This is a genomic window from Methylotenera mobilis JLW8 (assembly GCF_000023705.1).
In the GTDB taxonomy this organism is placed as follows: domain Bacteria; phylum Pseudomonadota; class Gammaproteobacteria; order Burkholderiales; family Methylophilaceae; genus Methylotenera; species Methylotenera mobilis.
This window is the reverse complement of record NC_012968.1, coordinates 1,024,600-1,045,082: the sequence shown is the minus strand read 5'-3', so window position 1 is coordinate 1,045,082 and position 20,483 is coordinate 1,024,600. Positions and strand designations below refer to the sequence as shown.

General features: G+C 46.0%; 20 protein-coding genes. 16 read left to right on the top strand and 4 right to left on the bottom strand.

The window, feature by feature from the left end; genetic code table 11:
• Window positions 1–12 precede the first annotated feature (12 nt).
• Entirely contained in the window at window positions 13–522 is a 510-nt protein-coding gene (locus tag MMOL_RS04880; protein WP_015831905.1) for a DUF4124 domain-containing protein, read from the bottom strand.
• Between the two features lie 172 nt (window positions 523–694).
• On the opposite strand from MMOL_RS04880, the gene guaB reads away from it, so the two are divergent.
• From guaB to recQ, 6 genes are all read left to right on the top strand, one after another.
• On the top strand, window positions 695–2,155 hold the full coding sequence (gene guaB, locus MMOL_RS04875) for an IMP dehydrogenase (protein ID WP_015831904.1): 1,461 nt from the start codon (window positions 695–697) through the stop codon (window positions 2,153–2,155).
• 94 nt (window positions 2,156–2,249) lie between these two features.
• Window positions 2,250–3,857 carry a glutamine-hydrolyzing GMP synthase gene (gene guaA, locus MMOL_RS04870; RefSeq protein WP_015831903.1) on the top strand — a complete coding sequence of 536 codons (1,608 nt, stop codon included), beginning with the start codon at window positions 2,250–2,252 and terminating at the stop codon, window positions 3,855–3,857.
• A gap of 21 nt (window positions 3,858–3,878) precedes the next feature.
• Complete coding sequence (locus tag MMOL_RS04865; RefSeq protein ID WP_015831902.1) at window positions 3,879–4,385, top strand: GreA/GreB family elongation factor; 507 nt, start codon at window positions 3,879–3,881, stop codon at window positions 4,383–4,385.
• On the top strand, window positions 4,382–4,984 hold the full coding sequence (locus tag MMOL_RS04860; RefSeq protein ID WP_015831901.1) for a nitroreductase family protein: 603 nt from the start codon (window positions 4,382–4,384) through the stop codon (window positions 4,982–4,984). The genes MMOL_RS04865 and MMOL_RS04860 overlap by 4 nt, the downstream gene beginning before the upstream one ends.
• A 101-nt stretch (window positions 4,985–5,085) precedes the next feature.
• The gene (locus MMOL_RS04855; protein WP_015831900.1) at window positions 5,086–6,681 is read left to right on the top strand and encodes an ABC-F family ATPase; all 1,596 of its coding nucleotides are present in this window, start codon (window positions 5,086–5,088) and stop codon (window positions 6,679–6,681) included.
• A gap of 39 nt (window positions 6,682–6,720) precedes the next feature.
• The gene (gene recQ, locus MMOL_RS04850) at window positions 6,721–8,556 is read left to right on the top strand and encodes a DNA helicase RecQ (protein ID WP_015831899.1); all 1,836 of its coding nucleotides are present in this window, start codon (window positions 6,721–6,723) and stop codon (window positions 8,554–8,556) included.
• 135 nt (window positions 8,557–8,691) lie between these two features.
• On the opposite strand, the gene MMOL_RS04845 is transcribed toward recQ, so the two are convergent.
• The 3 genes from MMOL_RS04845 to flgA form a co-directional block, all read right to left on the bottom strand.
• Window positions 8,692–9,165, bottom strand: a complete 474-nt coding sequence (locus MMOL_RS04845) for a flagella synthesis protein FlgN (RefSeq protein ID WP_015831898.1) — start codon at window positions 9,163–9,165, stop codon at window positions 8,692–8,694.
• A 7-nt stretch (window positions 9,166–9,172) separates the two neighbouring features.
• Entirely contained in the window at window positions 9,173–9,511 is a 339-nt protein-coding gene (gene flgM, locus MMOL_RS04840; protein ID WP_015831897.1) for a flagellar biosynthesis anti-sigma factor FlgM, read from the bottom strand.
• 169 nt (window positions 9,512–9,680) lie between these two features.
• Window positions 9,681–10,478 carry a flagellar basal body P-ring formation chaperone FlgA gene (gene flgA / locus MMOL_RS04835; protein WP_015831896.1) on the bottom strand — a complete coding sequence of 266 codons (798 nt, stop codon included), beginning with the start codon at window positions 10,476–10,478 and terminating at the stop codon, window positions 9,681–9,683.
• Between the two features lie 278 nt (window positions 10,479–10,756).
• Between flgA and flgB the strand changes: the two genes are divergently transcribed.
• The 10 genes from flgB (at window position 10,757) to flgK (ending at window position 20,483) form a co-directional block, all read left to right on the top strand.
• Window positions 10,757–11,164 carry a flagellar basal body rod protein FlgB gene (gene flgB / locus MMOL_RS04830; RefSeq protein WP_015831895.1) on the top strand — a complete coding sequence of 136 codons (408 nt, stop codon included), beginning with the start codon at window positions 10,757–10,759 and terminating at the stop codon, window positions 11,162–11,164.
• Between the two features lie 60 nt (window positions 11,165–11,224).
• Window positions 11,225–11,632 (top strand): flagellar basal body rod protein FlgC, encoded by a 408-nt coding sequence (flgC, locus tag MMOL_RS04825; RefSeq protein ID WP_015831894.1) that lies wholly within the window; start codon window positions 11,225–11,227, stop codon window positions 11,630–11,632.
• 61 nt (window positions 11,633–11,693) lie between these two features.
• The gene (locus MMOL_RS04820; protein WP_015831893.1) at window positions 11,694–12,368 is read left to right on the top strand and encodes a flagellar hook assembly protein FlgD; all 675 of its coding nucleotides are present in this window, start codon (window positions 11,694–11,696) and stop codon (window positions 12,366–12,368) included.
• Between the two features lie 56 nt (window positions 12,369–12,424).
• On the top strand, window positions 12,425–13,690 hold the full coding sequence (gene flgE / locus MMOL_RS04815; protein ID WP_015831892.1) for a flagellar hook protein FlgE: 1,266 nt from the start codon (window positions 12,425–12,427) through the stop codon (window positions 13,688–13,690).
• Between the two features lie 27 nt (window positions 13,691–13,717).
• Window positions 13,718–14,458: a flagellar basal-body rod protein FlgF gene (flgF, locus tag MMOL_RS04810; RefSeq protein ID WP_015831891.1), complete on the top strand. Its 741-nt coding sequence runs from the start codon at window positions 13,718–13,720 to the stop codon at window positions 14,456–14,458.
• A 94-nt stretch (window positions 14,459–14,552) separates the two neighbouring features.
• Window positions 14,553–15,335, top strand: coding sequence for a flagellar basal-body rod protein FlgG (flgG, locus tag MMOL_RS04805; protein ID WP_015831890.1), 783 nt, complete (start codon window positions 14,553–14,555; stop codon window positions 15,333–15,335).
• A gap of 120 nt (window positions 15,336–15,455) precedes the next feature.
• Window positions 15,456–16,238 (top strand): flagellar basal body L-ring protein FlgH, encoded by a 783-nt coding sequence (locus MMOL_RS04800; protein ID WP_015831889.1) that lies wholly within the window; start codon window positions 15,456–15,458, stop codon window positions 16,236–16,238.
• A gap of 79 nt (window positions 16,239–16,317) precedes the next feature.
• Window positions 16,318–17,418, top strand: coding sequence for a flagellar basal body P-ring protein FlgI (locus MMOL_RS04795; RefSeq protein ID WP_238524411.1), 1,101 nt, complete (start codon window positions 16,318–16,320; stop codon window positions 17,416–17,418).
• Between the two features lie 29 nt (window positions 17,419–17,447).
• Window positions 17,448–18,425, top strand: coding sequence for a flagellar assembly peptidoglycan hydrolase FlgJ (gene flgJ, locus MMOL_RS04790; protein ID WP_015831887.1), 978 nt, complete (start codon window positions 17,448–17,450; stop codon window positions 18,423–18,425).
• Window positions 18,426–18,509: 84 nt separating this feature from the next.
• Complete coding sequence (gene flgK, locus MMOL_RS04785) at window positions 18,510–20,483, top strand: flagellar hook-associated protein FlgK (RefSeq protein WP_015831886.1); 1,974 nt, start codon at window positions 18,510–18,512, stop codon at window positions 20,481–20,483.

The following is a 20,483-nucleotide window of genomic DNA, read 5'->3' as shown; positions in this document are numbered from 1 at the left end:
TCAAACTTAAACTTAATTGCAATAGGCATCTACATCTTTTTGCGAATCAGCCTTACCACGCGCAACGTCTTCATCACTTAGATACTCACGCTCACCAGCATCGTTAATTCTGGAAATTCTGCCGCCTATTGTATATGTCGCCAAGTTCTTTTTAGCTGTCATGCAATTTTCTTGCTTAACTTTTAACTCCGCCTGCTTTTGCTTATCAGCCGCCTTTTCCACCTCGGCATCTTGTGCGCGCTTCTTGGCAGCATCGTCTTGAGCTGCTGCACCCTCTTTGGCTTTATCCTGTGTTTTATTCTTACTGATGGCGGTTGTGATATCACCAGCTACAGGCGCCAATGGCGCTTGCCCCGTTGGCTTTGCCACCTTTTTGCCGTTAATAGGCTCTTGTTTAATATTAGAAGGCGGTGGCACATCGCTATAACGAGTGACGCCATCTTTATCTTTCCATTTGTAAATTTCAGCGCCGGCCATCAATGGCAACGCCGCCAAACATAGCAACAGTAAACGAGCTAGCATAAAACATCCCTTTGCTTGATAGGTATTCAGTCATATTATTGCTAATCTAAATTACTAGCAAGTAGCACAAATAACGACTAATTGCATTTATAGTTTACAAATAAATGATTGACACTCTCGCTAAGTCGATTATAAGTCTGTATAATTTCGTTTTGGGTACAAGGATTTACGCATGCGTTTATTGCAACAAGCTCTCACTTTTGATGATGTTTTACTAGTGCCGGCCTACTCTAATGTGCTGCCACGCGAAGTTTCGCTTACCACACAACTCTCACGAAACATTCGTTTAAACATCCCCCTCATCTCTGCCGCGATGGATACCGTTACCGAAGCGCCTCTTGCGATTGCATTGGCACAAGAAGGTGGCTTGGGCTTCATCCACAAGAACATGACTGCCATGAAACAGGCAGCACACGTAGCACGTGTTAAACGTTTTGAATCAGGCGTGGTAAACGACCCGATTACGATTCAAAGCCACATGACGGTGCGTGATGTATTAAACCTCACTAACACACACAAAATTTCTGGCATTCCTGTTGTTGATCACGGCAAGATTGTTGGCATCGTTACCAATCGTGATTTGCGTTTCGAAACCAACTTAGACCAGCCAATCAAAAACATCATGACGCCTAGAGATAGATTAGTCACGGTGAAAGAAGGCGCGACAAAAGAAGATGTGATTCGCTTATTGCACCAACACCGCCTTGAGCGCGTTTTGGTGGTTGATGATGCCGATACATTAAAAGGCCTAATCACAGTTAAAGATATTCAAAAATCAACCGACCACCCACTAGCATGTAAAGATGCGCATGGCAGACTTCGCGTTGGTGCGGCAGTTGGCGTGGGTGACGGTACAGAAGAGCGCGTTGCAGCGCTGGCTGAAGCTGGTGTTGACGTCATTGTAGTAGACACTGCACACGGTCACTCACAAGGTGTTCTGGACCGCGTGACCTGGGTTAAGAAAAACTTCCCTCAAATTGACGTAATCGGCGGCAACATCGCAACAGCTAGTGCTGCACTAGCGTTGGTAGATGCAGGTGCTGATGGCGTTAAAGTAGGTATCGGCCCTGGTTCAATTTGTACCACTCGTATTGTGGCTGGTGTAGGCGTTCCACAAATCAGCGCAATTGCTAACGTTGAAGAGGCACTACGCGGCACTGGCGTTCCATTTATCGCGGATGGTGGTATCAGGTACTCTGGCGACATTGCAAAAGCAATTGCTGCTGGTGCTTACAGCGTGATGTTGGGCGGTATGTTTGCAGGTACGGAAGAGGCTCCTGGTGATATCGAGCTATTCCAAGGTCGTTCATACAAATCTTACCGCGGCATGGGCTCTATCGGAGCAATGCAAAAAGGCTCTAGCGACCGTTACTTCCAAGATAACAATGGCAATGCTGACAAATTGGTACCAGAAGGTATTGAAGGCCGCGTGCCATACAAAGGTAGCGTACTTGCAGTGATTCATCAATTGATGGGCGGTTTGCGTGCTTCTATGGGCTACGCTGGTTGCGCTACGATTGAGGAAATGCGCTCACGTGCCGAGTTTGTACAAATCACTAGTGCAGGTATGCGTGAATCACACGTGCATGATGTGCAAATTACCAAAGAAGCACCTAACTACCGCGTTGACTAACTCCATTTAATATTAACTTTAACAACAGAGAACACAATATCAGGGCACTTTGCCTTGACGTTGTGTTCTCTGTGCATTTTGTGACCAAACAATAATGACTCATTCCAAAATTTTAATCCTAGACTTCGGCTCTCAAGTAACGCAACTGATTGCTCGCCGCGTACGTGAAGCGCATGTGTACTGTGAAATTCACCCATGTGACGTTACCGATGATTTCGTGCGTGATTTTGGCGCCGATGGCATCATTTTATCTGGCAGCCACGCAAGCGTGTACGAAGAAGAAACAGACAGAGCCCCGCAAGCGGTGTTTGAATTGAATGTACCAGTGTTAGGCATTTGCTATGGTATGCAAACCATGGCGCAACAACTGGGCGGCAAAGTAGAAGCTGGTCATAAACGTGAATTTGGCTATGCAGCAGTCCGTGCACGCGGTCACTCTGCCCTATTCCGCGATATTCAAGATAGCACCAACGATGAAGGCCACGGTTTGCTTGATGTATGGATGAGCCATGGCGATAAAGTAACGGAGTTACCAGCTGGCTTCAAGATAATTGCAAGCAATGCAACCACCCCAATCGCTGCAATGGCAGATGAAACCCGCAAGTTCTACGCGGTTCAATTCCACCCGGAAGTGACACATACCAAACAAGGTCAGGCCATGCTTAATCGCTTTGTGCTTGAGATTTGCGGTGCAAAACCTGACTGGATTATGGGCGACTATATCGCAGAAGCAGTCGCAAAGATCAAAGCCCAAGTTGGCGATGAAGAAGTAATTTTAGGTTTGTCTGGCGGTGTGGATTCTAGCGTCGCTGCCGCCCTAATTCATCGTGCCATTGGCGACCAGCTCACCTGCGTGTTTGTAGACCACGGTTTGCTACGCCTAAATGAAGGTGATTTAGTGATGGATATGTTTGCAGGTCGCTTACATGTCAACGTCATTCGCGTCGATGCAACGAATCAATTTATGGGGCATCTAAATGGTGTGAGCGACCCGGAAGCTAAACGTAAAATTATCGGTCGTGAGTTTGTAGAAGTGTTTAAAACCGAAGCAGCTAAGCTCAAGGCTGGTACAGGTGGCCATAAAGGTGCAACATTCTTAGCACAAGGTACCATTTATCCGGACGTGATCGAATCAGGCGGTGCTAAATCTAAAAAAGCCGTCACCATTAAGAGCCACCACAATGTGGGTGGTCTGCCTGAGCAACTGGGTCTTAAACTCTTAGAGCCATTGCGCGACTTGTTTAAAGATGAAGTGCGTGAGTTAGGGGTAGCACTAGGCTTGCCTGCTGACATGGTATATCGCCATCCATTCCCAGGCCCAGGTTTAGGCGTACGTATCTTAGGCGAAGTCAAGCAAGAGTATGCTGACTTACTGCGCCGTGCCGATGCAATTTTCATCGAAGAATTAAGAAACACCAAAGATGAAGCAACTGGCAAAACTTGGTACGAATTAACCAGCCAAGCTTTCACCGTATTTTTACCGGTGAAATCAGTAGGTGTGATGGGCGATGGTCGTACTTATGATTACGTAGTAGCACTGCGCGCTGTTATCACCAGCGACTTTATGACTGCACATTGGGCAGAATTGCCATACGCATTATTGGGTCGTGTTTCAAACCGAATTATCAATGAGGTACGTGGTATCAACCGCGTGGTTTATGATGTTTCTGGTAAACCACCAGCCACGATCGAATGGGAATAAAGTAGTCGGAGGTCAATCATTATGAGCCGAGCATTTGTAAATGAAGAGCGCTTTGAACAAGCCGGAGGAAAAGAGCTTGTTGAGCGCCCGATCAGCGAACACCCTAACTACGTAACGCCTAGTGGCGCGCTTGAACTGCAAACGTTGGAGGAGTCACTAGTAGCAGAGCTTAATCGCCTCAAACTGACTGCTGACGACACCTTTGCCAAAGACAAAGTAGCTGAAATTGAGCGTGATTTGCGCTACGTAAGAGCAAGATTAGACTCTGCAATCTTGGTAGATCCCACCAAACAGAGTCATGAAACCGTGTTATTTGGCGCAACTATTGAGGTTGAGGACGGCGCAGGTGCGCAGCATACGTTTCATATCGTAGGCGAAGATGAGGCGGACGCAAGCATCAACAAGGTTAGCTGGGTCTCACCACTTGCCAAATCACTGCTTGGTCAAAAAGTTGGCGACACGGTAACTTGGCAGCGCCCAGCAGGTAACATCAATTTAGAAATTCTGGATATTCACTACCAATCATGAAAGTAAGCCAAGCCATTATCGAGCGACGCTCAGTTAAAGCGTACGATCCGCAACACAAAATGAGTGAAGAAGAAATCTCCAAACTCATGTCATTAGCTATGCTCTCTCCTACTGCATTTAATATCCAAAACTGGAGATTTGTGGTGGTAACGGACCCTGCGTTACGTCAGAAAATTCGTAGTGCAAGCTGGAACCAAGCCCAAGTTGAAGAAGCATCATTACTTATCGTGCTAACTGCAGACTTACACGCATGGGCAAAACAGCCTGAGCGCTACTGGTCTAATGCAGCTAAGCCGGTACAAGACTATTTAGTGCCAGCGATTGGCCAATATTACAATGGCAATACACAAGTACAACGTGACGAAGCCATGCGCTCATGCGGTATGGCCGCTACAACCATTATGCTGGCAGCAAAAGAAATGGGCTACGATACCTGCCCAATGGATGGATTTGATTTTGATGCAGTAGCACAACTATTGAATCTGCCTGAAGACCATATCCCAGCAATGTTTGTTGTGGTTGGCAAAGCACTAAAAGAAGCCATGCCACGCGGCGGCCAGCTACCTATGGATGAAGTGGTTATTTATAATCAATTTTAAACGCTGATTGAATGTTTAATGCCACTTGTATCAATACCGGCAAGCATCCAATACATACACGCACTATATTTTGTAATTAATTTATTTTTAAGGTCTACATTTTGTTAATTTCTAACAATATCACGATGCAGTTTGGCGCCAAGCCACTCTTTGAAAACATCTCAGTTAAATTCGGTGATGGTAATCGCTACGGTTTAATTGGTGCCAATGGTTGTGGTAAATCAACCTATATGAAAATTCTAGCCAAGGTGCTAGAGCCAACCTCAGGCAATATCTCGCTAGATAACAATGAGCGCATGGCATTCTTGCGCCAAGATCAGTTTGCTTACGAAGACCAACGCGTGCTGGATGTTGTGATGATGGGCCACGAACAAATGTGGAAAGCTAACGTAGAAAAAAATGCAATCTACGCTAACTTAGAAGCCACGGAAGAAGACTACATGCGCGCAGCTGAGCTGGAAGCTGTATTTGCTGAATATGATGGCTATACGGCCGAGGCGCGCGCTGGTGAATTGTTACTAGGCGTTGGCATCCCTACTGAGCAGCATAACGGTCCGATGAGCGCTGTAGCGCCGGGCTGGAAGCTGCGCGTATTACTAGTGCAGGCCTTGTTTGCAAATCCAGACATTCTGCTGCTGGATGAGCCAACCAACAACTTGGACATCAACACCATCCGCTGGTTAGAAGACGTGTTAAATAATCGTAACTGCACCATGATTATTATTTCGCATGACCGCCACTTTTTAAACCAAGTGTGTACGCATACCTGTGACATGGACTACGGTAAAATTGCCGTATATCCAGGTAACTATGATGACTACATGGAAGCCAGCACCGCTGCACGCGCACAGCAAGCTAAAGATAACGCAAAAGCTAAACAGCAAATTGCCGACTTACAAGATTTCGTACGCCGCTTCTCTGCCAACGCTTCTAAAGCAAAACAGGCAACCAGTCGCGCGAAACAAATTGATAAAATCAAAATCGAAGAATTCAAGCCTTCATCTCGCCAATATCCGTTTATTCGCTTTGAATACGATGATCGCGAAAAACTGCATCGTAATGCGGTAGAGTTGAAAAAACTCAGCCACGGCTTTGATCGTACATTGTTCAATGATATTGACCTGATGTTTGAAGCTGGTGAAAAAGTAGCGATTATTGGTGAAAACGGCATCGGTAAAACCACATTCTTACGTTGCTTAGCAGGTGACTTAGAGCCAAAACACGGCGAAGTAAAATGGGCTGAGAAAGCAAAAATCGGCTACTTTGCACAAGACCACGAATACGAGTTTGAAGATGGTGAAGAATTGTTCGAATGGATGACTAAATTTACCCAGCAAGGTGATGATGATCAAACCGTGCGCAGCATGCTAGGCCGTCTGTTATTTTCTGGTGACGACACCAAGAAGTCAGTTAAAGTACTGTCTGGTGGTGAAAAAGGCCGCATGCTATATGGCAAACTGATGCTAGGCAAAACCAACGTATTGCTAATGGATGAGCCAACCAACCATATGGACATGGAATCCATCGAAGCACTGAATACTGCGCTAGACAAATACAAAGGCACATTATTCTTTGTCAGCCACGACCGCGAGTTCGTCAGCTCCATTGCTACACGTATTATTGAAATCAAGGCAGATGGTATCGTAGACTTTAGTGGTAACTATGAAGACTACCTATTAAGCCAGGGTGTTGCATAACATCCTCGCCTTCAATACCAAATCATCAGCGCAGTTAAATTGCTAAACCCATCAGCACGCCATTTGACTGCGCAAGCCTGCTTGCAGGACGTATTTGGTTATAATTCCTTTCGCGGTGAGCAACAAGAAATTGTTGATCACATGGTTGCAGGCGGTGACGCACTCGTACTGATGCCAACAGGCGGCGGCAAGTCACTGTGTTATCAGCTACCAGCACTGTTGCGTCAAGGCGTTGGCATTGTGGTATCACCGCTCATTGCCCTTATGCAAGACCAAGTGGATGCCCTGCAGCAGCTTGGTGTAAAAGCCGCCTTTCTCAACTCTAGCTTAAACTCAGAAGAATTTAGCAAAGTAACTGCCGCACTGCTGCGCGGCGAGTTGCAAGTGTTGTACGTTGCGCCTGAGCGTTTGCTCATACCCAACTTTCTTTCCCTGTTGGAACAGGTTGCAGATCACATCGGCATTGCACTCTTTGCAATTGATGAGGCGCATTGCGTTTCACAATGGGGGCACGACTTCAGGCCAGAATACCGCAAGCTCACTGTACTGCACGAGCGCTTTCCACATGTACCCAGAATCGCGCTAACCGCTACCGCAGATGCACCGACTAGGGCTGAAATCATAGAACGTCTAGCGCTGGAAGATGCACGCCAATTTATCTCTAGTTTTGATCGCCCTAATATTAAATACCGCGTGCTACTTAAAGCCAACGCACGGCAGCAGCTAGAGTCTTTTATTGAGTCTGAACATCCGAATGATGCAGGCATCATCTACTGCTTATCGCGCCGTAAAGTAGAAGAAACTGCCGAAAGGCTAAAAGCAAAGGGCTGGGATGCTCTACCCTACCATGCTGGGCTGGATGCAGATATACGCCACGCCCATCAAAGGCGATTCTTACGCGAAGAAGGTGTGATTATGGTGGCCACGGTTGCATTTGGCATGGGTATAGATAAACCTAACGTCCGCTTTGTAGCGCACCTAGACTTACCTAAGAGCATGGAAGGTTATTACCAGGAAACAGGCCGTGCCGGCAGAGATGGCCTGCCAGCCAATGCATGGATGACGTATGGCTTAGGCGATGTGGTCAACATGAAACAAATGCTGGAAAACAGCGACGCCCCTGCTGAACGCCAGCATGTGGAGCGACAAAAACTGGATGCTCTGCTTGGTTTCTGCGAGTCAACGGCATGTCGTCACCAAACCATATTACGTTACTTTGGAGAACAGCATCCAGGTGATTGCGGACAATGCGACAACTGCCTCACGCCTACAGATACATGGGATGGCACTCAGGCTGCACAAATGGCATTGTCGTGTGTATATCGCACTGGGCAAAGATTTGGCGTAGTGCATCTGATTGACGTACTTCTTGGAAAAACCAGTCCCAAAGTTACACAGTTTAACCATGAGCAATTAAGCACTTTTGGTATAGGCAAAAGCCTATCACAGACGCAATGGAGCAGCGTGTTCAGGCAGTTAGTTGCAAGTGGCTACCTAGAAACTGACATGGATGCGTTTGGTGGGCTACGTCTCACCGAGGCTGCCCGCCCAGTGCTACGTAGCGAAGTAATGGTATGGCTACGCCAAGATCAGGAAACACCTAAACGCGCAAGCAAAGTTGAACGTGGCGCGCGTGCCAAAGAGGCTTATGCACATGTGGCGGATGACCCGTTGTGGCATGCACTCAAAGCCAAGCGTACGGAGCTGGCAAAAGAGCAAGGTGTACCACCTTACCTAATTTTCCACGATAGCACACTGCTAGAAATTCTAAATCATCGCCCAACCAGCTTGACCGAGATGGGTAGGATTAGTGGTATTGGACAGGCCAAACTCACACATTACGGTGATGCATTTTTAGAGGTATTGGAAGGCTAGAAAAGTATCGGTTGAATTATGGTTGAATAACCATGATCAATAAAAATACAAATTAACTGCTGATTGATTAATTGGCGATTAATTAACTGGTGATTTTAAATCGCGCTGAAGTAAGTACATGAAATAGGCACAAACCTATACAATTAAACCTGAACGTGAAGGTCCTTTGGGTTTAGCTTGGCCATCTGGGCCATAAACTGAGTTGGCATCATTATTACCTTGCAGGTGATTGAGCAACTCCTGATTACGATTAAAGTGCTTACTAATTAGCACACCATTTAGTCTATTCAACTCTTTAGCTTGTGCCAAAGATTTTTGGAACTGCATCCAAGCTGCTTTAATCTCTTTTTTGGCTTGCGTCTCAACCCAAGCAGTCATGCCAGCCTCATTGGATTGGAAACCATGCGCTTGCAACTGCTGGTAGCGTGATTTTGCTGCTAAGTTTAAGCGCTGCAACAACAATGACTTCTCTTCCAGAACAGCTTCGATTGCAGCCACATCCGCCTTGACCAGATGCGCTTGCTCGCGCTCAAGCAGAGCGACTAACTCGGCCACCAGCTGAGTATCTTGTGAGAAACTAACAGGCTGGTTGGAAGATGTATTAACCATAGTAGTATTAAGCGAAACGGCTAGTGAGTAAATCTTTTACAGTTTCAATCAGGCCTTCAGCCACTTTTTCTGAATTTACAGAAAACTGACCGTTAGCAATAGCTGACTTAATTGCATCTACTTTCTCAGTATCATAAACATTACTTGCTTTAACTTTAGTTTCTAAAGTTTGCAATTTGGCTGATAGTGGTGATAACGTCACATTACCAGAAGCACTTTCACTTGATGCTGATTTCCCAGCCTTTTGCTTAGCATCAGCCTCGACTTTAGCAGCATTCGCTTTTTCGATACTAGCTTTATCAAGACCTAAGCCAGCAGCATTTTTAATTGATTCATTGATTTTCATGGCATTTCATCCTTTTTGCTTACTTGCTTAATGCGTATACACGCATCCTTAATGCAAATATCGGCATAGTTTAAGCTAACTTTAATCTTTTACCTAAAATAAAACAATAAATAAACAATTGTTTATGCATCACTAAAAACGAACATTCACCATCGCCGATTACGCGCCATTAGAACACAACCTCAACTTGACCACCTTGGCGCGCAATGCCGCTCACCACTTGCCCGCTCGCCACTTTAACCTGCACCACTTGGCCTTCATTTGCCTTGGTCATTGCTTTGCCTTCGGCAGAGACGCGGAAGCCCTTACCCGATGAAGTCACCATCACGGTCTGCCCTTGCTGCACAACCGGAGACACCTTTAACATTTCTTGTCTAAGTACGGTACCTGCAGTCATGGATATATTCACAATACGTCCCTGCGCCTGCGCCAAATCGGTGAATATGCCAGCAGGTAGCTGCGTTAAGTCTCCAGACTGAAACAAGAGGTCATCTGCCGTAACAACTCTACCCTGCGCTAACGGCACTGCCGCAACCAAGTATTGCGCCACTACGTTAACCGTGGCCTGAGCATAGATGGTCCAGGCACTAGGGGTGTTACAGCGAATACCGACACTGGTTTTGCCCCAGGCGCGACTGCCCGTCGGTAAAAAAACTTGAGCATCCTGACATTGCGCTAATTTCAAGTTTGGATCAATCGCACCAGCCTGTACCGTCACCTTACCGGGGTAACCTACCGTTTGCGTTTGCAAAAACTCAACTACTTTTGCACTCAATTGCGATAAATCTTGCTTAGGGTATTGTTTATTTAAGGCCGCTTGGCTGGTGGCAGCATGCAATGTCTGAGCACTACCCAGCATCAACGCGATTAGCATTACAAAGCAACTTAACAGACCATTTCTCATGCGCACTTTCAAGCTATTTTTTGCAATCAATTGCAAGGGTAAATGATAGTTAACATTAGGCATATTGCAGTCCTATGCAGCTTACAAAGATTCAACGTGCATTCTACGGACACTACTGTCTAGCAAAACTAAGAAAAGGGCAAGAAATACCCCTCTTCTTATGCAATCAAAGCTTAGGTTAAATCATTAGAATTGCTGACAAGTATGTTATCGGCAATAAAAGTAATTTCTTTTGTTTTTTTAGACTTGCAATTAAATGGCGCTGATTGATGAATAATCCTAACTTAAGCCGCTACGTTAAAAACAAGCAACACTAGGACAAGCAACACCGGGAAACGATCATGATCAATAAACTAGATGCAGCTTTAAGTTTTCATCAAAACGCACTGAGAGTGCGTGGTCAGCGTCAGGAACTAATTGCCGCAAATATTGCCAATGCAGATACTCCCAATTACAAGGCTCGTGATTTAGATTTTGGCGCAGCCATGAAAAGCGCAATGGCGGGCGCTGCGAATAAAGAAGCATTCAATACCAACAAAACTTCAGACAAACACTTGGATGGCATACCTTCCAGCATTGGTGGTGGCGCAATGTTTAGACCTATTGTACAAGGCAGTGTTGATGGCAATACCGTAGACATGGACGTTGAGCGCAATCAGTTCGCAGACAATGCGATTCGCTACGAAGCCAGCATCATCATGATTAACGGACAGCTGAAAAAAATGCTGGCAGCCATCCAAGGGCAATAAGCACTAATCAAGATGGTCCAAGTTAGCTAAGCAGCTAGGTAACAGTTTAAGGAGAAATCGATGTCATTATTCAATGTGTTTAATATTTCTGGCTCAGCAATGAGCGCTCAAGCGCAGCGTCTCAACACGGTAGCCAGTAATCTTGCAAACGCAGATAGTGCAACCAGCGCCAATGGCACTCCTTACAAATCAAAACAAGTCGTTTTTAGCGCGATGCCAAGCAAGTCCCCTGATGTAAGCGGCGTCAAAGTAACAAAAGTAGTTGAAGACAAATCTGCACCAAGAATGATATACGACCCTAAACACCCGTTAGCCAACGACAAAGGCTACGTCAGCATGCCGAATGTAAACGTTACCGAGGAAATGGTAAACATGATCTCTGCATCTCGTGCTTACCAAAACAATGTGGAAACCATGAATGCAACAAAAACGATGTTGATGAAAACACTTACTATCGGCCAAGGATAGACATTCGAATACAGAATGCAGCCGACCGCCCAATTAAGCACATCCAGCTAGGAGCCTTTAAATGACAACCGTAAACACCACCAATACCGCATCACAAACCTTGTTAGATGCTGTAAACGGCAAAAAGAATACAACAACAACCTCTGTGGATGCTGCCCAAGACCGCTTTATGAAGTTACTCGTGACACAAATGAGAAATCAAGACCCTCTCAACCCGATGGACAATGCCCAGGTAACCAGCCAAATGGCTCAGCTTTCAACAGTAACCGGCATTGATAAATTAAACAACACATTGGAAACCTTAATCAACAATGTGCAAATGGGTCAGTCATATCAAGCCTCAAACATGATAGGCCGCAACATACTCACCCCTGGCAATACGGTTGAAACCGCTGGTGAAGGTGGCTATTTTGGCGTGGAGTTACCTATCGGTGCAGACAAAGTTAAGGTCAGCATTAAAGACAGCGCAGGCGCCGTGATTAGAACCATCGACCTAGGCAAACAAGACACCGGTACTTTGCCGCTAACATGGGATGGATTAAAAGATGATGGCACCGCTGCGGCAACAGGCAGCTATAAATTCGAAGTGAGCGCAACCATAGGCACCAACACGGCTGAGGCTAACGCTTTAAGTTTTGCAAAAGTCTTAAGTATTTCCAATTACTCAACAGGAGTTAAGCTGAATTTGAGCAACTTAATGACAGTTGACACTAGCGCAGTAAAAGAAATTTTTTAAGCTCTACATTATAGTTAGCGTTAGCAAATAAATAATTTAGCTCCAAGGAGAATAGAATGAGTTTTCAACAAGGTTTAAGCGGTCTTAACGCAGCTTCTAAACAGTTAGAAGTGATTGGCAACAACGTATCTAATGCAAACACTGTAGGCTTTAAGCAGTCTAGAGCCGAGTTTGCCGATGTATTTGCGAACTCAATCACCGGTGGTGGTGGCAGCCAAATTGGTATTGGTACCAACTTAGCCACCGTAGCTCAGCAATTCACCCAAGGCAACATTACCGCAACCAACAACTCATTGGACATCGCGATTAATGGCAACGGTTTTTTCCGCATGTCATCAGGCGGCGCCGTTACCTATACGCGTAACGGTCAATTTCAATTAGACAAGCAAGGTTTCATCGTAGACTCAGCCAGCAAACGCTTAACCGGTTATGCTGCAGATGCTAACGGCAACATATTAAGCGGCGCAGCCGTTGACCTGCAGATCAACACTGCAGATATTCAGCCAGTGGCAACCACCAAGATTGAGGGTACAATTAATCTGGACTCTAGAAACAACCCGATGCCGGCGGCTCCTGTATTTAGCTCAACGGATCCGACCACTTATAACAACTCAACGGCTGTAACGGTTTATGATAGTTTGGGTAACTCCCATACGCTGCAAAACTTCTTCCGCAAAACCGCAGCCAACGTTTGGGATATTTATACGACGGTAGATGGCGCACCGATCCCGGCTTCAGGTGCAGCAACAGCACAGATGACATTCACCGGCACAGGCGTGTCACCAACAATCACGCCGACAGCGCCTGCAACAGGAATACCATCTGTCACCTTTACGCCAATGAATACTGCAACAACACCAGTTGCCAACGGTGCAGCTAACGTGACAACTACAATTGATTACTCTAAGAGCACGCAGTTCGGCTCAGCATTTAGTATCAACGCCTTATCGCAAGATGGCTTCACGTCTGGTCGCTTATCTGGCTTCAATACAGCAAGTGATGGCACGATTGTTGGCCGTTACAGCAATGGCCAATCTAAAAACTTAGGTAGGGTTGTACTCTCTAGCTTTACCAACCCGAATGGTTTGCAATCGTTAGGCGGTAATGCATGGGCTGTTAGTGCAAGCTCTGGTCCGGCATTAACTGGCGCACCAGGTAGCGGTTTACTAGGCGTACTGCAATCATCCGCAGTGGAAGACTCTAACGTAGACTTAACCGCTGAGCTGGTCAACATGATTACCGCACAGCGTGTTTACCAAGCCAATGCGCAGACCATCAAAACGCAGGACCAGGTCTTGCAAACACTAGTGAATCTTCGTTAATAGTTAGCCACTAAAGGGAGCACCGAAATGGATCGCATGATATACACCGCAATGACAGGTGCGAAACATATCCTTGAGAAACAAGCTACAACCAGCCACAACTTGGCCAATGCTACGTCTACTGGTTTTAAATCGCAAATAGACTCGTTTCGGGCGGTGCCAGTGCTAAGCACAGGCTTGCCCACACGTGCTTTTGTGGTGGACTCTACTAGTGGCAGCGACTTTAACTCAGGTGCAATTCAATCGACTAATCGAAACTTAGATATCGCAGTCAAGGGCGACGGTTGGCTAGCGGTGCAGCGCGCTGATGGCTCAGAAGCATACACGCGCAACGGCTCCCTTAAAACCAGTCCTAATGGCTTACTGCAAACCGCTAACGGACTGACTATCATGGGCGATGGCGGCCCTATCACCATTCCGCCCGATGTGGCGGTAAGTATAGGTAAAGACGGTACGGTTTCTACAGTGAACAATTTAACTCTGCCCGGCCCTTCTAATATTATTGGACGTATCAAGCTGGTTAATCCGCCACAGGCAAACTTGGTACGCGCTGACGATGGTTTATTTACCACCAAAGATGGCAACCCAGCTACCGCAGATGCAAATGTCAGCGTAGTGCAAGGCGCATTAGAGAGCAGCAATGTCAATGTGGTAGACGCTATGGTCACTATGATCAGCCTGTCTCGACAATTTGAAACTCAAATGAAACTGATTCAAACTGCTGAGAATAACGCCAATAAAGCAAGTCAACTCCTGCAATTGACTTAGCCGTATCTCAGTTATGATGAAACTATTGTAACAATCTATCAGTACACTTTAGGCAAAAGCAGTTAACTATTGGCTGTGATTAAAGGGAAATAAAATGATACGCTCACTATGGATCTCGAAAACTGGTTTAGATGCGCAACAAACGCAAATGGACGTGATTTCAAACAACTTGGCAAACGTTAGTACCAATGGTTTTAAAAGATCACGTGCGGTATTTGAAGACTTGCTATATCAAACGATTAGACAGCCAGGCGCACAAACATCCCAACAGACACAGCTGCCTTCTGGTTTGCAATTAGGTACCGGTGTGAGACCAGTAGCAACAGAGCGTATCTTTACGCAAGGCAATATACAGCAAACTGGCAATGATAAAGATGTAGCCATCCAAGGCGCCGGTTTCTTTCAAGTATTACTTCCGGACGGCACAACGGCTTACACACGCGACGGCGCGTTTCAAGTAGACTTCCAAGGCCAACTAGTCACTTCTAGCGGCTTTTCCGTGCAACCACCGATTACCGTACCAAGCAACGCACAAACACTGACTGTTGGCCGCGACGGTACTGTGTCGGTGACTTTAGCTGGCTCAACAGCTGTGACCCAAATCGGCCAATTGCAACTAGCCACGTTTATTAATCCGGCCGGCCTACAAGGTAACGGTGAGAATTTATACGTTGAAACAGCGGCATCGGGCACTGCCAACGCCAACACCCCTGGCACCAATGGGGCGGGCTTGCTCACGCAAGGTTATGTGGAGACATCCAACGTAAACGTAGTAGAAGAGTTGGTGAATATGATTCAAACCCAACGCGCCTATGAAATTAACAGTAAGGCAATTACTACCTCTGACCAAATGTTGCAGAAATTAACACAAATGTAAATTTAAACTGGTGATAACATTAAGGAATCATCTAACAAACTTTAAAAAAGCATATCTACAAACCAACATATACAAAGATGCATTTTTAAGGTTTTATTGTCAGAACATTAAGAGGCAATCATGCTGAATACCACGCAAGGTAAATTGCTAAATACGACAATCAAACCGGTAGTGAATACAAAAACATACCTAGTGACTGTGAGCAGAAAATTTAGCCGCGGTGCTGCTGCAACATTTGCAGCAGCCCTACTCTACGGCTGTGCAGTAACGCCCACTTCTATCGTCAACCAGCCGACCACAGCGAGAGCTCCGTCAATAGGTAACACACCTAATAATAATGGTGGCATATATAGCGCTTCGTCTTATCGTCCGATGTTTGAAGACCATCGCCCACGTTTTATCGGCGATATTGTCACCATCAGCATTACAGAAAACACTTCCGCCACCAAAGCAAACGGCAGTTCCGCCAGCAAACAAGGTTCAGTAAGCTTTAGTACCGATGCAAAACTTGGGGATAACATACCCGTTGTTGGTGGCCTGGTATCAAGATTACCTTACGCAAAATTAGGCTCGGCCTCTGCTAGTTCAGATAACTCCTATACAGATGACGCTGCAGGCAATGCAAAAAATGTATTCAGCGGCTCTATCACTACTACTGTCGTCGATGTGTTACCCAATGGTTACTTAGCTGTGAGTGGTGAAAAACAAGTAGCACTAGATAAAGGTACAGAGTTTATTCGCTTCTCAGGCGTGGTGAATCCAGACACCATCACTTTAGGCAACACTGTGCCTTCTACGAAAGTTGCAGATGCCCGCATCGAATACAGAACCAATAGCAAAATTGATGGTGCAGCAGTGGCATCCATTTTCGCCCGCTTCTTCTTAAGCGTGAGCCCATGGTAGAAATCATATGGCACAACTATCTCACATAAAAGTTTTACCTACACCGAGCCCCCGCTTGGGGCAAATTGTTAAAGGCATTATGCTGCCCTGCCTGCTGCTAGCAAGCACTGTACTTAGTATCACAACAGCGCCAGTTGCACATGCAGAACGCCTGAAAGACTTGGCTTCCATACAAGGCGTACGTAGCAACCAGCTTATCGGTTACGGCTTGGTAGTGGGTTTAGATGGCACTGGCGACCAAACCGTGCAAACACCATTTACCGTACAAAGTATTATCAGCATGATGCAGCAAATGGGCGTCAATTTACCGACAGGTACATCATTGCAACTTAAAAACGTAGCGGCCGTCATCGTTACAAGTAGCCTGCCCGCCTTTGCGCAACCTGGGCAAACATTAGACATCACCGTCTCATCTATGGGTAATGCTAAAAGCCTGAGAGGCGGCACATTGCTGATGACCCCATTAAAAGGTGCAGATGGCCAGGTGTATGCAATGGCACAAGGCAGCTTGGTTGTGGGTGGGGTTGGTGCATCAGCCAATGGCTCACAAACACAGGTTAATCACTTAAGTGTAGGTAGAATTACGGCAGGTGCCACTGTTGAGCGCGCAGTGCCTTCCAACGTCACCCAAAACAACACGTTTAATTTAGAGTTAAAAGACTCTGATTTCTCTACCGCATCATTAGTAGTAGACGCTGTAAACCGCCAATTTGGTCAAAATACGGCACTGGCACAAAATGCACGCGTGATTCAAATTAACCCACCAGCCAGTTACAGCCGAGTTGCATTTTTAGCCGCACTAGAAAGCTTAAATGTAGCACCAGCAGCGAGCTACGCCAAAGTCATTGTCAATGCGCGTACCGGTTCAGTGGTCATGAATCAGACTGTAACGCTTGAAAGTTGCGCGGTATCACATGGCAATTTAACCGTTACTATCAATACCGACCCAGTGATAAGCCAGCCAGGCGCATTAGCTAGCGGACAAACCGTTGCAACAGCACGCTCAGAGATTGATATCAAAAAAGACCCTGGACAAGTAGTTAAGCTAGACAGTGGCGCCAACCTTTCAGACGTGGTGAAAGCATTAAATGCAATAGGTGCAACACCGCAAGACTTACTTGCAATATTACAGGCCATGAAAGCTGCAGGCTCTCTGCGTGCTGAGTTGGAAGTAATTTAAGTACGAACTAGATTAAATGCAAACTAGCCATGACTAACAACATTAACAACAGCATCACAAACAAGGCAGACTTGTCCGGCAACCTTGCTATTGATGCCAGCAGCCTGAACAACCTAAAACAGGCCGCAAGAGAAAACTCACCCGAGGCAATCAAGGGGGTAGCTAAGCAGTTTGAAGCTATTTTCATGAACATGATGCTGAAAAGCATGCGTGATGCAACGCCGCAAGACGGCTTATTAGATAACGATCAAAGCCGCACGTTTATCAGCATGCTAGACCAGCAATTGACCAGCAACCTTTCATCTAAAGGCCTAGGTTTGGCTGACGTACTGGCAAGACAGTTGAGCAAAAATGGCTATGCTACAAACAACGCGCTGGAACAAGCAGTAGATAACAGCACCGGCCTAACAGACCGGCAATCTGGCCTGAATGAGGGCTTAATCAACAACCCGTTTTTGCATCAAGCACAGATTGCCTTGCAACAAAACCCTAGTCGTTTAAATCACTCCATGAAAGATAGTAACGAGTTTAAACCACTAAATGACGACAGTAGTGCTGACAGTTTCCAAAGAAAAATGGCTCAACATGCTGATGTTGCAAGCCGTGCTACCGGCATTCCTGCTAACTTAATGCTGGGCCAGGCTGCGCTGGAGAGTGGTTGGGGAAAACGCGAAATTAGGGGCGCAGACGGCACAGCAAGCAACAATCTTTTTGGCATCAAAGCTACAGGCAATTGGAATGGCAAGGTCGTTGAAGCCGTAACCTCAGAGTACGTTAACGGCATTAAACAAAAGCGCATTGAGAAATTTCGTGCATATGACAATTATGCCGATTCGTTTAAAGACTTTGCTAACTTAATGCGCAACACCCCGCGTTATGAGAACGTAATGGCAAACCTAGACAACGTACAAGGCTACGCAAAAGCCATGCAAAAAGCAGGATACGCGACTGACCCTAATTATGCAGAAAAACTCACTAATGTAATTAAAAAAGTGTCATCATCATAAGAAGTAATCACCACCCATGGCCTAAAGTTTTAATATTTGATGCCGTCATACAATATATGAAATTAGTTAAAGTGAGACGCTACCATGGCCTCTAACATCTTAAATATCGGGAAAAGTGCCCTTGCTGCCGCACAAGTCGGTATCAGTACCACTGGTCACAATATTGCGAATGCCTCCACACCTGGCTACTCAAGACAAGTAGTTGTGCAAGCTGCAGCGCAATCACAAAACTTTGGATATGGTTTTGTTGGCCAAGGCACGGAAATCGCCTCAGTCACTAGGATTTTTAACGACATACTAGCGGCACAAGCTGTGCGTAGCCAGTCAAATAGCTCTAGCGCCAACACCTACCTGTCGCAGATGACATCTATCAATGATATGTTGTCTAACTCAACTGCTGGCCTTAACCCGGCCATGAGTGATTTTTTTGGTGCGGTACAAAAATTAAGTGCAAACCCGAGTGACATTCCCACGCGTCAATCCATGCTGTCATATGCACAATCTCTTGCAAGCCGCTTTCAAACCACCAATAACCGATTAAATGAGATTCGTGACAGTGTAAACACACAACTTACGTCCAGCGTAGGTCTTGTTAATACTTATGCAAAACAAATTGCCAGCCTCAATGATGTAATTGAAAAATCAATTAGCGCAAACGGCAGCACGCCTAATGACTTAATGGACCAAAGGGATCAACTAGTATTAGAGCTCAGTAAGCAGATTAAAACTACCGTGGTATCTCAAGGGCAAGGTGGCTATAACGTATACGTAGGTAACGGCCTACCATTAGTGGTGGGTAAAGAAACCTTTAATCTCCTGACAACTCCCTCACCCACAGATCCAAGCCGGCTTGAAGTTGCATACCAATCTAGTAGTAAAACAACGGTACTTGGCGCAAATAGCCTGCCTGGCGGCGTAATCGGCGGCTTATTACAATTCCGTGCAGAGTCTTTAGACGCTGTACAAAATCAAATAGGTCAGATTGCTGTAGTGCTAGGAAATACGTTTAACTCTCAACTGATGCAAGGCTATGATCTAGACGGCACTCTCGGCTCAGCACTATTTAACATTGCGGAACCTGTAGTCAACTCAAGTGCATTGAACTCAGGCCCAACCACTACACCAGCCAATGCAAGCCCGGCAGAAGTAGCGGCAAAAATTGTAGATGCCAAGGCGCTGACTACCAGCGATTATAAATTACTATTTGATGGCACTAATTATAGCGTTACCAGATTAAGCGATAACACAACGCAAAACTTTAGCAGCCTGCCGGCCAATATTGACGGTTTAACCATCAGTCAAACCACGGGCACCATGCTAGCTGGCGATAGCTTCTTAATTAAACCAACACAGAACGCCGCCACTAAATTCACATTGGCCATTACCGATGCAAGAAAACTTGCTATTGGTGGCAGCATACTAAGTTCCAGCGCTAATGTTGCCAACACTGGCACAGCTAGTATTAGCAGCCCTGCGGCTGACAGCACGTACGCTTCCAGCCCTATTGCCAGCCCATTTAATATTACTTACAACGCTGGTGCACCTAATACACTCACTGGCTTTATTGCTACAGAGCCTGTAACAGTGACGTCTAATGGCACCTCTGTTACCTATGCGGCAGGCGCCCCGGTAACGTTTGTTAACGGAGCAACAATATCCACTGCCGGCATGAGTTTTACCATTTCTGGGACGCCAAATAATGGCGACCAATTTACAGTGACTCCAAACAGTGTGACTGGCCCTGGTGATAATACTAATGGTTTATTATTGGCTAAATTGCAAAATGCCGACACCATTACCGGCAACAAAAGCTACTCTGATGCATTTGGCCAGATGGTGAATGGCGTAGGTAATAAAACCCGTGAGCTTGGCATTCTGAGTGTGTCAGAGGGTCAGGTACTGGAACAAATCAATGCATCAGTTCAGGCTGAGTCAGGTGTTAACCTAGATGAAGAGGCAACCAATCTAATTCGTTACCAGCAAGCCTACCAGGCCGCAGGAAAAATGATGCAAATTGCGAGCCAACTGTTTGATGTGCTATTGCAACTTGGTACCTAG